The sequence below is a fragment of the Pseudomonas sp. RC3H12 genome (assembly GCF_018596375.1).
GTDB lineage: Bacteria > Pseudomonadota > Gammaproteobacteria > Pseudomonadales > Pseudomonadaceae > Aquipseudomonas.
Map to the genome: position 1 here is coordinate 4,851,946 of NZ_CP075595.1, position 13,385 is coordinate 4,865,330.

Annotated in this window: 11 protein-coding genes; 6 read left to right on the forward strand and 5 right to left on the reverse strand. The window is 59.5% G+C overall.

The window, feature by feature from the left end:
* Window positions 1-6: 6 nt before the first annotated feature.
* Window positions 7-891: an MBL fold metallo-hydrolase gene (locus KHO27_RS22225; protein ID WP_110696887.1), complete on the reverse strand. Its 885-nt coding sequence runs from the start codon at window positions 889-891 to the stop codon at window positions 7-9.
* Window positions 892-1,135: 244 nt separating this feature from the next.
* Here KHO27_RS22225 and KHO27_RS22230 point away from each other — a divergent pair, with 244 nt between their 5' ends.
* Entirely contained in the window at window positions 1,136-2,437 is a 1,302-nt protein-coding gene (locus KHO27_RS22230; protein ID WP_198754083.1) for a sigma-54 interaction domain-containing protein, read from the forward strand.
* A 73-nt stretch (window positions 2,438-2,510) separates the two neighbouring features.
* Here the strand turns inward: KHO27_RS22230 and gyrB are convergent, their stop codons facing one another.
* Genes gyrB through dnaA form a run of 4 tightly spaced genes read right to left on the reverse strand, consistent with a single transcriptional unit; the run spans window position 2,511 to window position 8,725 of the window.
* Window positions 2,511-4,931 carry a DNA topoisomerase (ATP-hydrolyzing) subunit B gene (gene gyrB / locus KHO27_RS22235; RefSeq protein ID WP_110696882.1) on the reverse strand — a complete coding sequence of 807 codons (2,421 nt, stop codon included), beginning with the start codon at window positions 4,929-4,931 and terminating at the stop codon, window positions 2,511-2,513.
* Between the two features lie 4 nt (window positions 4,932-4,935).
* Window positions 4,936-6,039, reverse strand: a complete 1,104-nt coding sequence (recF, locus tag KHO27_RS22240) for a DNA replication/repair protein RecF (protein WP_214500782.1) — start codon at window positions 6,037-6,039, stop codon at window positions 4,936-4,938.
* 15 nt (window positions 6,040-6,054) lie between these two features.
* A complete protein-coding gene (gene dnaN, locus KHO27_RS22245) occupies window positions 6,055-7,158 on the reverse strand; it encodes a DNA polymerase III subunit beta (protein WP_102683381.1) in 1,104 nt (367 codons plus the stop codon).
* A 40-nt stretch (window positions 7,159-7,198) separates the two neighbouring features.
* Window positions 7,199-8,725, reverse strand: coding sequence for a chromosomal replication initiator protein DnaA (dnaA, locus tag KHO27_RS22250; protein ID WP_214500783.1), 1,527 nt, complete (start codon window positions 8,723-8,725; stop codon window positions 7,199-7,201).
* Window positions 8,726-9,319: 594 nt separating this feature from the next.
* Between dnaA and rpmH the strand changes: the two genes are divergently transcribed.
* From rpmH to mnmE, 5 genes are all read left to right on the forward strand, one after another.
* Complete coding sequence (gene rpmH, locus KHO27_RS22255) at window positions 9,320-9,454, forward strand: 50S ribosomal protein L34 (RefSeq protein WP_003253163.1); 135 nt, start codon at window positions 9,320-9,322, stop codon at window positions 9,452-9,454.
* Between the two features lie 13 nt (window positions 9,455-9,467).
* The gene (gene rnpA / locus KHO27_RS22260) at window positions 9,468-9,869 is read left to right on the forward strand and encodes a ribonuclease P protein component (protein ID WP_102683383.1); all 402 of its coding nucleotides are present in this window, start codon (window positions 9,468-9,470) and stop codon (window positions 9,867-9,869) included.
* Window positions 9,862-10,107, forward strand: a complete 246-nt coding sequence (gene yidD, locus KHO27_RS22265; protein ID WP_011536514.1) for a membrane protein insertion efficiency factor YidD — start codon at window positions 9,862-9,864, stop codon at window positions 10,105-10,107. The genes rnpA and yidD overlap by 8 nt, the downstream gene beginning before the upstream one ends.
* Before the next feature lie 2 nt (window positions 10,108-10,109).
* Window positions 10,110-11,792 (forward strand): membrane protein insertase YidC, encoded by a 1,683-nt coding sequence (yidC, locus tag KHO27_RS22270; protein ID WP_038707083.1) that lies wholly within the window; start codon window positions 10,110-10,112, stop codon window positions 11,790-11,792.
* An 83-nt stretch (window positions 11,793-11,875) separates the two neighbouring features.
* Window positions 11,876-13,249, forward strand: a complete 1,374-nt coding sequence (gene mnmE, locus KHO27_RS22275) for a tRNA uridine-5-carboxymethylaminomethyl(34) synthesis GTPase MnmE (protein WP_214500784.1) — start codon at window positions 11,876-11,878, stop codon at window positions 13,247-13,249.
* The last annotated feature ends 136 nt before the right edge of the window (window positions 13,250-13,385 follow it).

Consider the following 13,385-nt stretch of genomic DNA (forward strand, 5'->3'; position numbering starts at 1 on the left):
CGTGGCTTACAGCTTGTTCAGCGGGATCTTCAGGTAGCTCACACCGTTTTCTTCAGGTTCGGGGAATTGCCCGCTGCGCATGTTGATCTGCACCGACGGCAAGATCAGCACGGGCATGTCGAGGGTCTTGTCACGGGCTTCGCGCATCTGCACGAAGCTGTCTTCGCTGACTCCTTGATGAATATGGATGTTGTCGGCGCGTTGCTCGGCCACGGTGGTGACGAAGCACAGCTCACGGCCACCAGGCAGGTAGTCGTGGCACATGAACAGCCGGGTCTGGTCCGGGAAGGCGAGCAGGCGACGGATCGACTTGTACAGGGTTCTTGCGCTAGCGCCCGGGAAGTCGCAACGGGCGGTGCCATAGTCAGGAGTGAACAAGGTGTCGCCGACGAACACGGCGGTCTCACCCGCATCCTCGATCATATAGCTCATGCACGCTGGGGTATGCCCAGGGGTGTGCAGGGCACGGGCATGCAGGTTGCCAATGCGGAATCCTTCTTCATCTTCGAACAGAACGTCGAACTGGCTGCCGTCGCGAGCAAAGCCCGGCTCGGCGTTGAACAGGGTGCCGAAGACTTTCTGTACCTGAGTGATCTGCGCACCGATCGCGATGCTGCCGCCCAGCCGGGCCTTGAGGTAGGCCGCCGCGGACAGATGGTCGGCGTGCACATGGGTATCCAGGATCCATTGCACCTTGGCATCCAGCTCCTCGACGCGGGCGATCAGCTTGTCCGCCGAATCGGTGCAGGTACGCCCGGACTTGGGGTCGTAATCCAGCACGCTGTCGATCAGCGCGCATTGCCGCGTCTCGTCATCCATGACCAGGTAGCTGATGGTCCAGGTCGCCTTGTCGAAGAACTCTTCGACGTGAAGGTTGTTGCCGATGATCATTGCACTCTCCAGTTATCCCAAGCCTCCTTGAAGGCATAGGCAGTTGAAGGTGCTTTATCAAGATGCATGCCAGCCTTTCAGATAGACGCCTTCCCCCTGTAAGAGCGGTCTCGTGTGGTGAAGGGCGAGCAGCAGCCCTCATTCCAGCAACCCACAGGTGACAGTTCCTGGCAGTCGACTGTCAGCCGATGGCAGTGATTGGCAGTCCTTGCTACGCTCGCCAGGTCCTCCATTTGGTGCTGTCATGCTAGCCGCTTCCCATCCCGCGATCATCGCGCTGGTGTCCTACCTTGAACACGATGTGCTGCCCAGCATCGTGCTGGACACCGACTACAACATCCTCGCCGCCAACGCCGCCTACCGTCGCCAGTTCGGCAACGCGGAACACGCGCCAATCGGCGATAAGTGTCATCGGGTTTCCCATCACTACGCCGTTCCCTGCGACCAGGCGGGTGAGCACTGCCCGCTGCGAAAATCGCTGGACAGCAAGGTGCCCGAGCGCGTCCTGCACATCCATCACACACCACGCGGGCCAGAACATGTAGATGTGGAACTGCGTCCGATCCTCGACGGCGAGGGCAGGGTGGTAGCGTTCGTCGAGCGGCTGACCAGCGTCACCCTGGCATCGGCACAACCTCAACAACAGGGCTTGGTCGGCCGGGCTCCGTCCTTCAAGAGCGCCGTTTCCAGTCTGCAACGTGCCGCCCCCGCGCAGATCCCGGTCCTGCTCCAGGGTGAATCCGGGACGGGGAAGGAGCTTTTCGCACGGGCATTGCACCTGGGCAGTCCCCGGGCCAATGGCCCCTTGGTGGTGGTGGACTGCACCGGGCTGACCGAATCACTGTTCGAGAGTGAGTTGTTCGGCTATGAGAAGGGGGCTTTCACCGGCGCGACCCAGCGCAAGATCGGCCTGGCCGAAGCGGCTCACGGTGGAACACTGTTCCTCGATGAGATCGGTGAGGTGCCGCTGGCCATGCAAGTGAAGTTGCTACGTCTGATCGAATCCGGAAGCTTCCGTCCGGTCGGCAGCACGCGCACGGTCCATTCAGACTTCCGTCTGGTCTCAGCCACCCACAAGCCATTGAAGGAGATGGCCGTTGAAGGGACCTTCCGCGAAGACCTCTACTACCGCATCAGCGGTTTCCCGATTCGCCTGCCATCGCTACGCGAAAGAGTCGAGGATTTGCCGTTGCTCTGTGAGAGCCTATTGCAACGTATGGCCGGCAAGCACGCGCCCAAGGTTAGCCCCGAGGCACTCGAACGCCTCGTTCTTCATACCTTCCCAGGCAACATTCGCGAGCTCAGAAACATACTAGAGCGGGCGCGATTGTTTGCTGATGATGGACTTATTCGCCCGGAGCATCTCCCGGAGGAGATCCATTCGACTACAACGCAGTCTGTTAACCGCAGACGCGGAAGGAACAAGATGGCGGATCTGGCCCATGCCTTGGAAACCTTTAACGGCTCTCGAAGTGAGTTGGCTGAACATCTTGGGATGAGTGAGCGTACGTTGTACCGTCGACTAAAGGCCTTGGGGATTTCGTAGTTCCACGTGGAACATTCGTGAAGGCAAAAAAAAGCCAATCCCTGGGGATTGGCTTTCTGTTACTGCCCGCTTATCAGAAGTCCAGGTTCGATACCGACAGCGCGTTACTTTCGATGAAGTCGCGACGCGGCTCGACTGCATCACCCATCAAGGTGTTGAACAGTTGGTCGGCGGCGATGGCGTCCTCGATAGTTACCTTGAGCATGCGGCGCACAGTCGGGTCCATGGTGGTTTCCCACAGCTGGTCCGGGTTCATCTCACCCAGCCCTTTGTATCGCTGGATGGTGTGGCGCTTGGTGCTCTCGTTCATCAGCCAGTCGAGGGCTTCCTTGAACTCGGTGACCGCCTTGCGGCGCTCACCGCGCTGAACGTATGCACCTTCACCCAACAACGTACCGAGTTTTTCGCCGAGGGCGACGACGCTGCGGTAGTCATTGCTGCCGAAGAAATCACGGTTGAAAGTGACGTAGCTGGCCAAGCCGTGGGAGGTGGTTTCCACCACCGGCAGCCAGATATTACGTTCCTTGTCCTCGTGCAAGTCAGCCTTGTAGGCCAAACCAGAACGCTGGCTGTTGTCCAGGCGCTGCTGGAACGCCTTGAGCCAATCATCCATCTGCGCCTTGTCAGCCAATTGCTCGACGGTAACTTTTGGCAGGTAGATGAAGTTCTCGGTCAGCTCTTCCGGATACAGGCGCGACAGACGCTTCAGCGTTTTCATCACACCGCGGAACTCGTTGACCAGTGCCTGTAGCTGAACACCAGAGACCGCTGGCGCTGCTTCATCCAGGTGCAGGCTGGCATCTTCCAGGGCCGATTGGGTCATGTATTCTTCCATGGCCTCATCGTCCTTGATGTACTGCTCCTGCTTGCCTTTCTTCACCTTGTACAGCGGTGGCTGAGCGATGTAGATGTAGCCACGCTCGACCAGCTCCGGCAGTTGGCGGAAGAAGAAGGTCAGCAGCAGGGTACGGATGTGCGAACCGTCGACGTCAGCATCGGTCATGATGATGATGTTGTGATAGCGCAGCTTGTCGATGTTGTACTCTTCGCGCCCGATGCCACAGCCCAGTGCGGTGATCAGCGTGCCAACCTCCTGCGAGGAGATCATCTTGTCGAAGCGTGCCTTCTCGACGTTGAGGATCTTACCCTTCAGCGGCAGGATCGCCTGAGTGCGACGATTGCGGCCTTGCTTGGCCGAACCACCCGCGGAGTCACCCTCCACCAGGTACAGTTCGGAAAGGGCAGGGTCTTTCTCCTGGCAATCGGCCAGTTTGCCCGGCAGACCAGCGATATCCAAGGCACCTTTACGACGAGTCATCTCGCGTGCTTTACGCGCCGCTTCACGGGCACGTGCGGCATCGATCATTTTGCCGACCACGGCCTTGGCCTCGTTGGGGTTTTCCAACAGGAAGTCGGCGAAGTACTTGTTCATCTCCTGTTCCACGGCGGTCTTCACCTCCGAGGAAACCAGCTTGTCCTTGGTCTGCGAACTGAACTTCGGATCCGGCACCTTGACCGAAATGATCGCGGTCAAGCCTTCGCGAGCGTCGTCACCGGTGGTGGCAACCTTGTTCTTTTTCGCCAGGCCTTCCTGCTCGATATAGCTGTTCAGGCTACGGGTAAGCGAGGAGCGGAAGCCGACCAGGTGGGTACCACCATCGCGCTGGGGAATGTTGTTGGTGAAGCACAGCAGGTTTTCGTTGAAGCTGTCGTTCCACTGCAGGGCAATTTCAACACCCACGCCATCTTCACGCTGGACGTTGAAGTGGAAGACCTGGGAGTTGACCGGCGTCTTGTTGGTATTCAGGTACTCAACGAAAGCACGCAGGCCACCCTCGTACTTGAAGAACTCTTCCTTGCCGCTGCGCTCATCCTTCAACAGGATACCGACGCCGGAGTTCAGGAACGACAGCTCGCGGATACGCTTGGCGAGGATGTCCCAGCTGAAGTGGATGTTCTTGAAAGTTTCAGCCGAAGGTTTGAAGTGAATGTGGGTACCGGTGGTTTCGCTGTCACCCACCACCGCCATAGGCGCTTGGGGCACGCCATGGACGTAGGTCTGTTCCCAGATCTTACCGCTACGACGAACGGTGAGCACCAGCTGCTCCGACAAAGCATTCACTACCGAGACACCTACACCGTGCAGACCGCCGGACACCTTGTAGGAGTTGTCATCGAACTTACCGCCGGCGTGCAGCACGGTCATGATGACCTCTGCTGCCGAAACGCCTTCTTCTTTATGCACATCGACCGGAATACCACGGCCGTTGTCACGAACGCTGATGGATTCGTCCGGATGAATGATGACGGTAATGTCATCGCAATGCCCGGCCAGGGCTTCGTCGATCGAGTTGTCGACCACCTCGAACACCATGTGGTGCAGGCCGCTGCCGTCATCGGTGTCGCCAATGTACATGCCGGGACGTTTGCGTACGGCATCCAGCCCTTTCAGCACTTTAATGCTGGAGGAGTCGTACGTTTGATTTTCGCTCATGCCTTCACTCCCGATGGTCGTGGGTCTGGGTGATACGGCCTTGTTCCACGTGGAACAAGGCAACTGGCGTTTCCGTCTGCCAGCCTTCCCTCAGTAATTCGTGGTCTACACAGGTGATGAACACCTGGCAGTTCAATTCTTCAAGCAAGCGGCACAGGGCGCGGCGGTGCTGCTCGTCCAGCTCGGACGGCAAGTCATCCACCAGATAAATACACTGACCGCGACGAACCTGGCTGACCAGGTGCCCCTGTGCAATGCGCAGGGCGCAGACCACCAACTTCTGCTGCCCACGCGAAAGAATGTCGGCCGCATTGTTCGCGCCCAATCGAAGGCGCAGATCAGCACGCTGTGGCCCGGCCTGGGTGTGGCCCATCTGCTGATCGCGAAGCAGGGAGGCGGCGAGAACTTCATTGAGTTCCCGGTCCTTGTCCCAGCCTCGGTAATAGCTCAGGGTCAGCCCGTCCAGTTCGACCAGTTCGCTCAGGGTCTGCTCGAAGACAGGCTTCAAGGCCTTGATATAGTTGCGACGGTATTCATCTATCTCCGCACTGGCGAGACATAACTCTCGATCCCAGGCGGCTTGCGAAACGGCGTCCAGTGTACCATGCCGGAGCCATGAGTTCCGCTGCCGCAGGGCCTTCTGCAGGCGCTGCCAGGTGGCCATGAAGCGGGGTTCCACGTGGAACACGCCCCAATCGAGGAACTGTCGGCGCACTTTTGGCGCACCTTCGAGCAGCCGGAAACTGTCTGGGTTGATCAACTGCAACGGCAGCATCTCTGCCAGTTGCGCGGCGCTGCGCGCGTTCTGTCCATCGATGCGAATGGTGAAGTCCCCCTGGCGCTCCCGCGACACACCAAGGTTGCTCATACCGCCCTCGGCCAATTCAACCTGGCCGAACACCGTGCAGGTCGGCTGGTCGTACTGGATCACCGGGTTCAGCCGGGTGCTGCGGAATGAGCGCGCAAGACCGAGCAGATGCACAGCTTCGAGCACGCTGGTCTTGCCGCTGCCGTTGGCGCCGTAAAGGATGTTGATGCGAGGGGAGGGTGAGAGGGTCACCGGGTGCAGGTTGCGCACCGCGGTGACCGAGAGACGTCGAAGGGACATGTCGCCTGCTACGGGTTACAGACGCATCGGCATGACAACGTAGGACGAGTCGTCATTGCCGGCTTCCTGCAACAGGGCGCTGCTGTTGGAGTCCGACAGAATCAGGCGAACTTGCTCTGTGGTCATCACACCCAGCACGTCCAGCAGGTAGCTGACGTTGAAACCGATCTCCAACGAGCTGCCGTTGTAGTCGACGCTGATCTCTTCTTCCGCTTCTTCCTGTTCCGGGTTGTTGGCCTGGATTTTCAGTTGGCCAGCGGCCAGTTGCAGGCGAATGCCGCGGTACTTCTCGTTGGACAGGATCGCGGTGCGGCTGAACGCTTCGCGCAGTGCCTGACGGTCGCCGATCACCAGCTTGTCGCCACCTTTAGGCAGAACGCGCTCGTAGTCCGGGAACTTGCCGTCCACCAGCTTGGAGGTGAAAGTGAATTCACCGGTGGTGGCACGAATGTGATGCTGGCCCAGAACGATGCTGACCATGCCTTCCGGGTCTGTCAGCAGGCGCGCCAGCTCCAGGATACCTTTGCGCGGCACGATGACCTGATGACGATCAGCTTGATCGATCGGTGCCTGCATGGCGCACAGCGCCAGGCGATGGCCATCGGTGGCCACGGCACGCAAGGTGCCGGGGGATACTTCCAGCAGCATGCCGTTGAGGTAGTAGCGCACGTCCTGCTGGGCCATGGCGAAGCTGGTGCGCTCGATCAGGCGGCGCAGTTTGCTCTGCTCAAGCTGGCAGGTCAGCGAGCCTGGGCCTTCTTCCACGGTCGGGAAGTCATTGGCCGGCAAAGTGGAAAGGGTGAAACGGCTGCGACCGGCCTTGACCAGCAACTTCTGCTCGTCGACCTTGATGTCGATCAGCACATCACTGGGCAGGCTCTTGCAGATGTCCATCAGCTTGCGCGCCGGGACGGTGATCTCGCCCGGTTCAGCCGGTTCTTCCAGCTGTACGCGGCCAACCAGTTCGACTTCCAGGTCGGTACCGGTCAACGACAGCTGCTGGCCTTGCACGACCAGCAGGACGTTGGACAGAACCGGCAAGGTCTGGCGGCGCTCGACGACGCCTGCGACCAGTTGCAGGGGTTTCAACAGGGCTTCGCGTTGAATGGTGAAATGCATGGTCTAGTCCCTTGCCTTCAAATAGCTGCGCAGACGGTCATCAGGTCGTCAGCGTACGCAGCAGGTTCTTGTAGTCCTCGCGGATGTCCGCGTCGGATTCCTTCAATTCATTGATCTTGCGGCAAGCGTGCAACACGGTGGTGTGGTCACGACCGCCGAACATGTCGCCGATCTCCGGCAGACTGTGGTTGGTCAACTCTTTCGACAACGCCATCGCTACCTGCCGTGGCCGCGCCACCGAGCGCGAGCGACGCTTGGACAACAGATCGGAGATCTTGATCTTGTAGTACTCGGCCACCGTGCGCTGGATGTTATCCACACTGACCAACTTGTCCTGCAGCGCCAACAAGTCCTTGAGCGACTCGCGGATCAGCTCGATGGTGATGTCGCGGCCCATGAAGTGCGAGTGGGCAATCACCCGTTTCAGGGCGCCTTCCAGTTCACGCACATTGGAGCGGATACGCTGGGCGATGAAGAAGGCGGCATCGTGCGGCAACTCGACCTTGGCTTGGTCGGCCTTCTTCATAAGGATGGCCACACGGGTTTCCAGCTCCGGTGGCTCGACGGCGACCGTCAGCCCCCAGCCGAAACGCGACTTCAGGCGCTCTTCCAGGCCTTCGATTTCCTTCGGGTAGCGGTCACTGGTGAGGATCACCTGCTGGCCACCTTCGAGCAGGGCGTTGAAGGTGTGGAAAAACTCTTCCTGCGAGCGCTCCTTGCGGGCGAAGAACTGAATGTCATCGATCAGCAGCGCATCGACCGAGCGATAGAAACGCTTGAACTCATTGATCGCGTTCAGTTGCAGCGCCTTGACCATGTCGGCCACGAAGCGCTCGGAATGCAGGTAGACCACCTTGGCATTCGGATTCTTTTTCAGCAGGTGGTTACCCACAGCGTGCATCAAGTGGGTCTTACCCAGGCCCACGCCCCCATAAAGGAAGAGCGGGTTGTAACCATGCTTGGGGTTGTCGGCGACCTGCCAGGCCGCGGCGCGGGCCAGCTGGTTGGATTTACCCTCGACGAAGGTCTCGAAGGTGAAGGTACGGTTCAGGTAGCTGGTGTGCTTCAAGGCACCTTCGACCTGCACCGTGCGCTGCTCGGTACGCCCGTTGGCCTTCGGGGCCGTGGTGGTGTCGCTCATGCTGTCGAAGCTGTCGCGGCTCGAGGGCTCTTCGACCTCGGCGGCCTGAGTTGGCTCGACCGCTGGCGTGTTCGCATGCTGAACCGCAACCACCGAAGGCTGCACCTGCGTCTGCTGCGCAAGGGTTGCGGCAACGGCGGCGCTGACAGGTGCGTTGGGGGCAGCACGCGCTGCGGAACTGCGACGGCTGCCTATCAACAAGGAAAGCGCGGGAGCAATGCCGCTGCCCTGTTCACCCAGCAGTTCGAGCAGGCGGCCAAGGTACTTCTCGTTGACCCAATCAAGCACGAAGCGGTTGGGCGCATAGACGCGCAACTCGTCGCCTTCGGCTTCGACCTGTAGCGGACGGATCCAGGTGTTGAATTGCTGGGCAGGCAGTTCATCGCGCAGAAGCTCCACGCACTGCTGCCAAAGTTCCACTGACACGGATATCCCCTGAGTTGAAAGCCGGATGAGGCAAAACAAACCGCCATTGTACCGGGCAGGCGACCAGTTATCCACACGTGGTGGCGATCGCGATCACGGTAAAACCGCCAAAAACTGACGCTTACATCACGCAAGCAGTGTTGATAAACCCTGTGGATAAGCGCACTTGTGGTCTATGCACAACCCTGGGCTGAGGTCTGTGGATAAAACTGCTGTGGATAAACTGCCATTCACTCCACAGGTTGTCCTCACGACCCGCACAGACAGAGCACCCTTTACCGACAAGGTTGTGGATCTCTGTACAGCTCGTAAAACGTGACCTTGAGGCACTTATCCACAGAAGGTTGCCCAGCTAAGATCTATAAGTTCTTCAAAAAAGCTTTTTATATGCCTCTTTGTTTTTTCTGTTTGCCTGCGTTTTGTCCACGCGGGCAAACGGCCATCGTTCGAGGGAGATTCGATCTACCCTGATTCGACCTTCCATAAGGAATGGCTGGTTGGAAATTGACCTATTGCCTTGCTTTCTCTAGAATCGCCGATCTCTTAAAAAGGGGGCCCTTCCGGCCCGTTGTCGACCAACCCAGGTAACACGCCATGAAACGTACTTTCCAACCAAGCACCATCAAGCGCGCCCGCACCCACGGTTTCCGTGCCCGTATGGCTACCAAGAACGGCCGTGCCGTTCTGTCGCGTCGCCGTGCCAAAGGCCGTAAGCGTCTGGCAATTTGATTTTTCGGCACAGGTGGTGAGTCAGGACTTCAGTCGGGAAAAGCGACTGCTTACACCCCGGCATTTCAAAGCGGTCTTCGACTCCCCAACCGGCAAGGTTCCAGGGAAAAACCTGCTTATCCTTGCCCGCGAGAACGGCCTCGATCATCCGCGCCTAGGCCTGGTGATCGGCAAGAAGAGCGTCAAGCTCGCCGTTCAACGCAATCGCCTGAAACGCCTGATGCGCGATTCGTTTCGCCTGAACCAGCAGCTGTTGGCTGGCCTGGACATCGTGATCGTCGCGCGCAAGGGGTTGGGCGAAGTGGAAAACCCAGAATTGCACCAACACTTTGGCAAGCTCTGGAAGCGACTGGTCCGCAGTCGGCCCTCTCCAGCGGTCGCCAATTCCGCAGGGGTAGACAGTCACGATGCGTAAACTGGCCCTCGTTCCGATCCAGTTTTACCGTTACGCCATCAGTCCACTGATGGCCAGTCACTGTCGTTTCTATCCCAGCTGTTCCTGTTACGCCTATGAAGCCATTGAAAACCATGGCCTCTTGCGTGGTGGGTGGCTGGCCGTTCGTCGCCTGGGGCGTTGTCATCCGTGGAACGACGGCGGTTTCGATCCCGTTCCACCAGCTCCTTCCTCCCGAACTTCTTCGATAGCCGAGTAATCATGGATATTAAACGCACGATCCTGATCGTCGCCCTGGCAATCGTGTCCTATGTCATGGTCCTCAAGTGGAACCAGGACTACGGCCAGGCTGCCCTGCCGACTCAGAATGCTGCTGCCAGCAATGCTGCCCCGGCCCTGCCGGACACCGTGCCGGCCGGCAACTCCGGTGCAAGCGCCGATGTGCCGAGCGCCAATGCTGAATCCAGCCCAGCCGAACTGGCGCCAGTGGCGCTCAGCAAGGACCTGATCCGGATCAAGACCGACGTCCTGGACCTGGCTATCGACCCGGTCGGTGGTGACATCGTCCAACTGACCCTGCCGAAGTATCCACGTCGCCAGGATCATCCGGATATTCCGTTCCAGCTGTTCGACAACGGTGGTGAACGTGTGTATCTGGCCCAGAGTGGCCTGACCGGCGCCAACGGTCCGGACGCCCGTTCCACTGGTCGCCCGCTGTACGCCGCAGAGCAGAAGAGCTTCCAGTTGGCCGACGGCCAGGACCAACTGTCGGTCGATCTGAAGTTCAGCGAGAACGGCGTCAACTACATCAAGCGCTTCAGCTTCAAGCGCGGTGAGTATGACCTGACCGTCAGCTACCTGATCGACAACCAGAGCAGCCAGGCCTGGACCGGCAACATGTTTGCCCAGCTCAAGCGTGACGCCAGCTCCGACCCGTCGTCGAGCACCGCCACCGGTACCGCCACCTACCTCGGCGCGGCCCTGTGGACAGCTTCCGAGCCGTACAAGAAAGTGTCGATGAAAGACATCGACAAGGGTAGTTTGAAAGAAAATGTGACTGGCGGCTGGGTAGCCTGGCTGCAGCACTACTTCGTGACAGCCTGGATCCCGACCCACTCGGACAACAACGCCGTCCAGACCCGCAAGGACAGCCAGGGCAACTACATCATCGGCTATACCGGCCCGGCGCTTAACGTCCCTGCCGGCGGCAAGGTCGAAACCAGCGCCATGCTGTATGCCGGCCCGAAGATCCAGTCCAAGCTCAAGGAGTTGTCCCCAGGCCTGGAACTGACCGTCGACTACGGCTTCCTGTGGTTCATCGCCCAGCCGATCTTCTGGCTGCTGCAACATATCCACAGCCTGCTGGGCAACTGGGGCTGGTCGATCATCGTCCTGACCATGTTGATCAAGGGCCTGTTCTTCCCGCTGTCGGCCGCCAGCTACCGCTCGATGGCGCGCATGCGTGCCGTGGCGCCAAAACTGGCCCAGCTCAAGGAACGCTTCGGTGACGATCGCCAGAAGATGTCCCAGGCGATGATGGAGCTGTACAAGAAAGAGAAGATCAATCCGCTGGGCGGCTGTCTGCCGATCCTGGTGCAAATGCCGGTGTTCCTGGCCCTGTACTGGGTGCTGCTGGAAAGTGTCGAGATGCGCCAGGCCCCGTGGATGCTGTGGATCACCGACCTGTCGATCAAGGATCCGTTCTTCATCCTGCCGATCATCATGGGTGCCACCATGTTCATCCAGCAGCGCCTGAACCCGACCCCGCCCGATCCTATGCAGGCGAAGGTAATGAAAATGATGCCGATCATCTTCACCTTCTTCTTCCTGTGGTTCCCGGCTGGTCTGGTGCTGTACTGGGTTGTGAACAACTGCCTGTCGATCGGACAGCAGTGGTACATCACTCGTCGTATCGAGGCTGCGACCAAGAACGCAGCCGCTTGACGGGCTGCTACGCTAGCCTGTGAACAAAAACGCCCCCCTGGGGCGTTTTTGCTATCTGTCGTATTCGTTGTAGAGGTTCGAGCATGAACACAGTGCGTGAAACCATTGCCGCCATCGCCACCGCCCAGGGCCGTGGCGGGGTAGGCATCGTCAGATTGTCCGGCCCGCTGGCCCACCAGGCCGGGCAAATCATCACCGGGCGCAATACGCTGACCCCGCGGCATGCCCATTACGGCCCGTTCCGCGATGACGATGGCCTGGTGCTGGATGAAGGGATCGCACTGTTCTTCCCAGGGCCGAACTCGTTCACCGGCGAAGATGTGCTGGAGCTGCAGGGCCACGGCGGCCCGGTAGTCATGGACATGCTGCTGCAACGTTGCCTGCAGCTCGGTTGCCGACTGGCACGTCCAGGCGAATTCAGCGAGCGAGCGTTCCTCAACGACAAGCTCGACCTGGCCCAGGCCGAGGCAATCGCCGACCTGATCGAAGCCAGCTCCACGCAGGCTGCGCGCAATGCCTTGCGTTCCCTGCAGGGGGCATTCTCCAAGCGTGTGCATGGCCTCACCGAAGCTCTGATTGCCCTGCGCATCTATGTCGAAGCCGCCATCGACTTCCCAGAGGAAGAGATCGACTTTCTTGCCGATGGCCATGTGCTGCGCATGCTCGATGAGGTGCGTGACACGTTATCCACAGTTCAGCGCGAAGCGGGGCAAGGCGCGTTGCTTCGCGATGGCATGACCGTGGTCATCGCAGGCCGGCCGAACGCCGGCAAGTCGAGCCTGCTCAACCAGTTGGCCGGGCGTGAAGCGGCAATTGTCACCGATATCGCCGGCACCACCCGGGATATCCTCCGCGAACATATCCACATCGACGGCATGCCGCTGCATGTGGTCGACACCGCAGGCTTGCGCGACACCGATGACCATGTGGAAAAGATCGGTGTGGAACGAGCGCTCAAGGCCATCGCCGAGGCCGACCGTGTGCTCCTGGTGGTCGATTCGACGGCACCGGAAGCCAGCGATCCGTTTGCCTTGTGGCCAGAGTTTCTCGATCAGCGCCCCGACGTGGCCAAGGTCACCCTCATTCGCAACAAGGCGGATCTCAGTGGTGAGGTCGTGGGCCTGGAGCAAAGCGACGATGGGCACGTCACCATCACCCTCAGCGCCCGGGACAACGACATGGGCCTGGACCTGCTGCGTGAGCATCTCAAGGCTTGCATGGGCTATGAACAAACCGCCGAAAGCAGCTTCAGCGCTCGTCGCCGGCACCTGGAGGCGCTACGCCAGGCCAGTGCCCACCTCGAGCATGGCCGTGCGCAGCTGACCCTCGCCGGTGCCGGTGAGCTGCTTGCAGAGGATCTGCGCCAGGCACAGCAAGTGCTGGGTGAAATTACCGGAGCATTCAGCTCGGATGACCTGCTGGGCCGGATTTTCTCCAGCTTCTGCATTGGCAAGTGATCCCATAGGGTTCGATTCGCAACAAAGCCGCTCTTTGGAGCGGCTTTTTTTTGCCCGCGATTCGTGTTGGTACCGGTCATTGCAAGCAGGCCAGCAACCAAGGACGACACACGCCGCGGAAAAAATTTCATCAACA

What these genes read in the sequence shown, in the direction of transcription:
- KHO27_RS22225 (WP_110696887.1), bottom strand. Translation starts at nt 891, where the DNA reads ATGATCATCGGCAACAACCTTCACGTCGAAGAGTTCTTCGACAAGGCG.
- KHO27_RS22230 (WP_198754083.1), top strand. Translation starts at nt 1,136, where the DNA reads ATGCTAGCCGCTTCCCATCCCGCGATCATCGCGCTGGTGTCCTACCTT.
- gyrB (WP_110696882.1), bottom strand. Translation starts at nt 4,931, where the DNA reads ATGAGCGAAAATCAAACGTACGACTCCTCCAGCATTAAAGTGCTGAAA.
- recF (WP_214500782.1), bottom strand. Translation starts at nt 6,039, where the DNA reads ATGTCCCTTCGACGTCTCTCGGTCACCGCGGTGCGCAACCTGCACCCG.
- dnaN (WP_102683381.1), bottom strand. Translation starts at nt 7,158, where the DNA reads ATGCATTTCACCATTCAACGCGAAGCCCTGTTGAAACCCCTGCAACTG.
- rpmH (WP_003253163.1), top strand. Translation starts at nt 9,320, where the DNA reads ATGAAACGTACTTTCCAACCAAGCACCATCAAGCGCGCCCGCACCCAC.
- yidD (WP_011536514.1), top strand. Translation starts at nt 9,862, where the DNA reads ATGCGTAAACTGGCCCTCGTTCCGATCCAGTTTTACCGTTACGCCATC.
- yidC (WP_038707083.1), top strand. Translation starts at nt 10,110, where the DNA reads ATGGATATTAAACGCACGATCCTGATCGTCGCCCTGGCAATCGTGTCC.
- mnmE (WP_214500784.1), top strand. Translation starts at nt 11,876, where the DNA reads ATGAACACAGTGCGTGAAACCATTGCCGCCATCGCCACCGCCCAGGGC.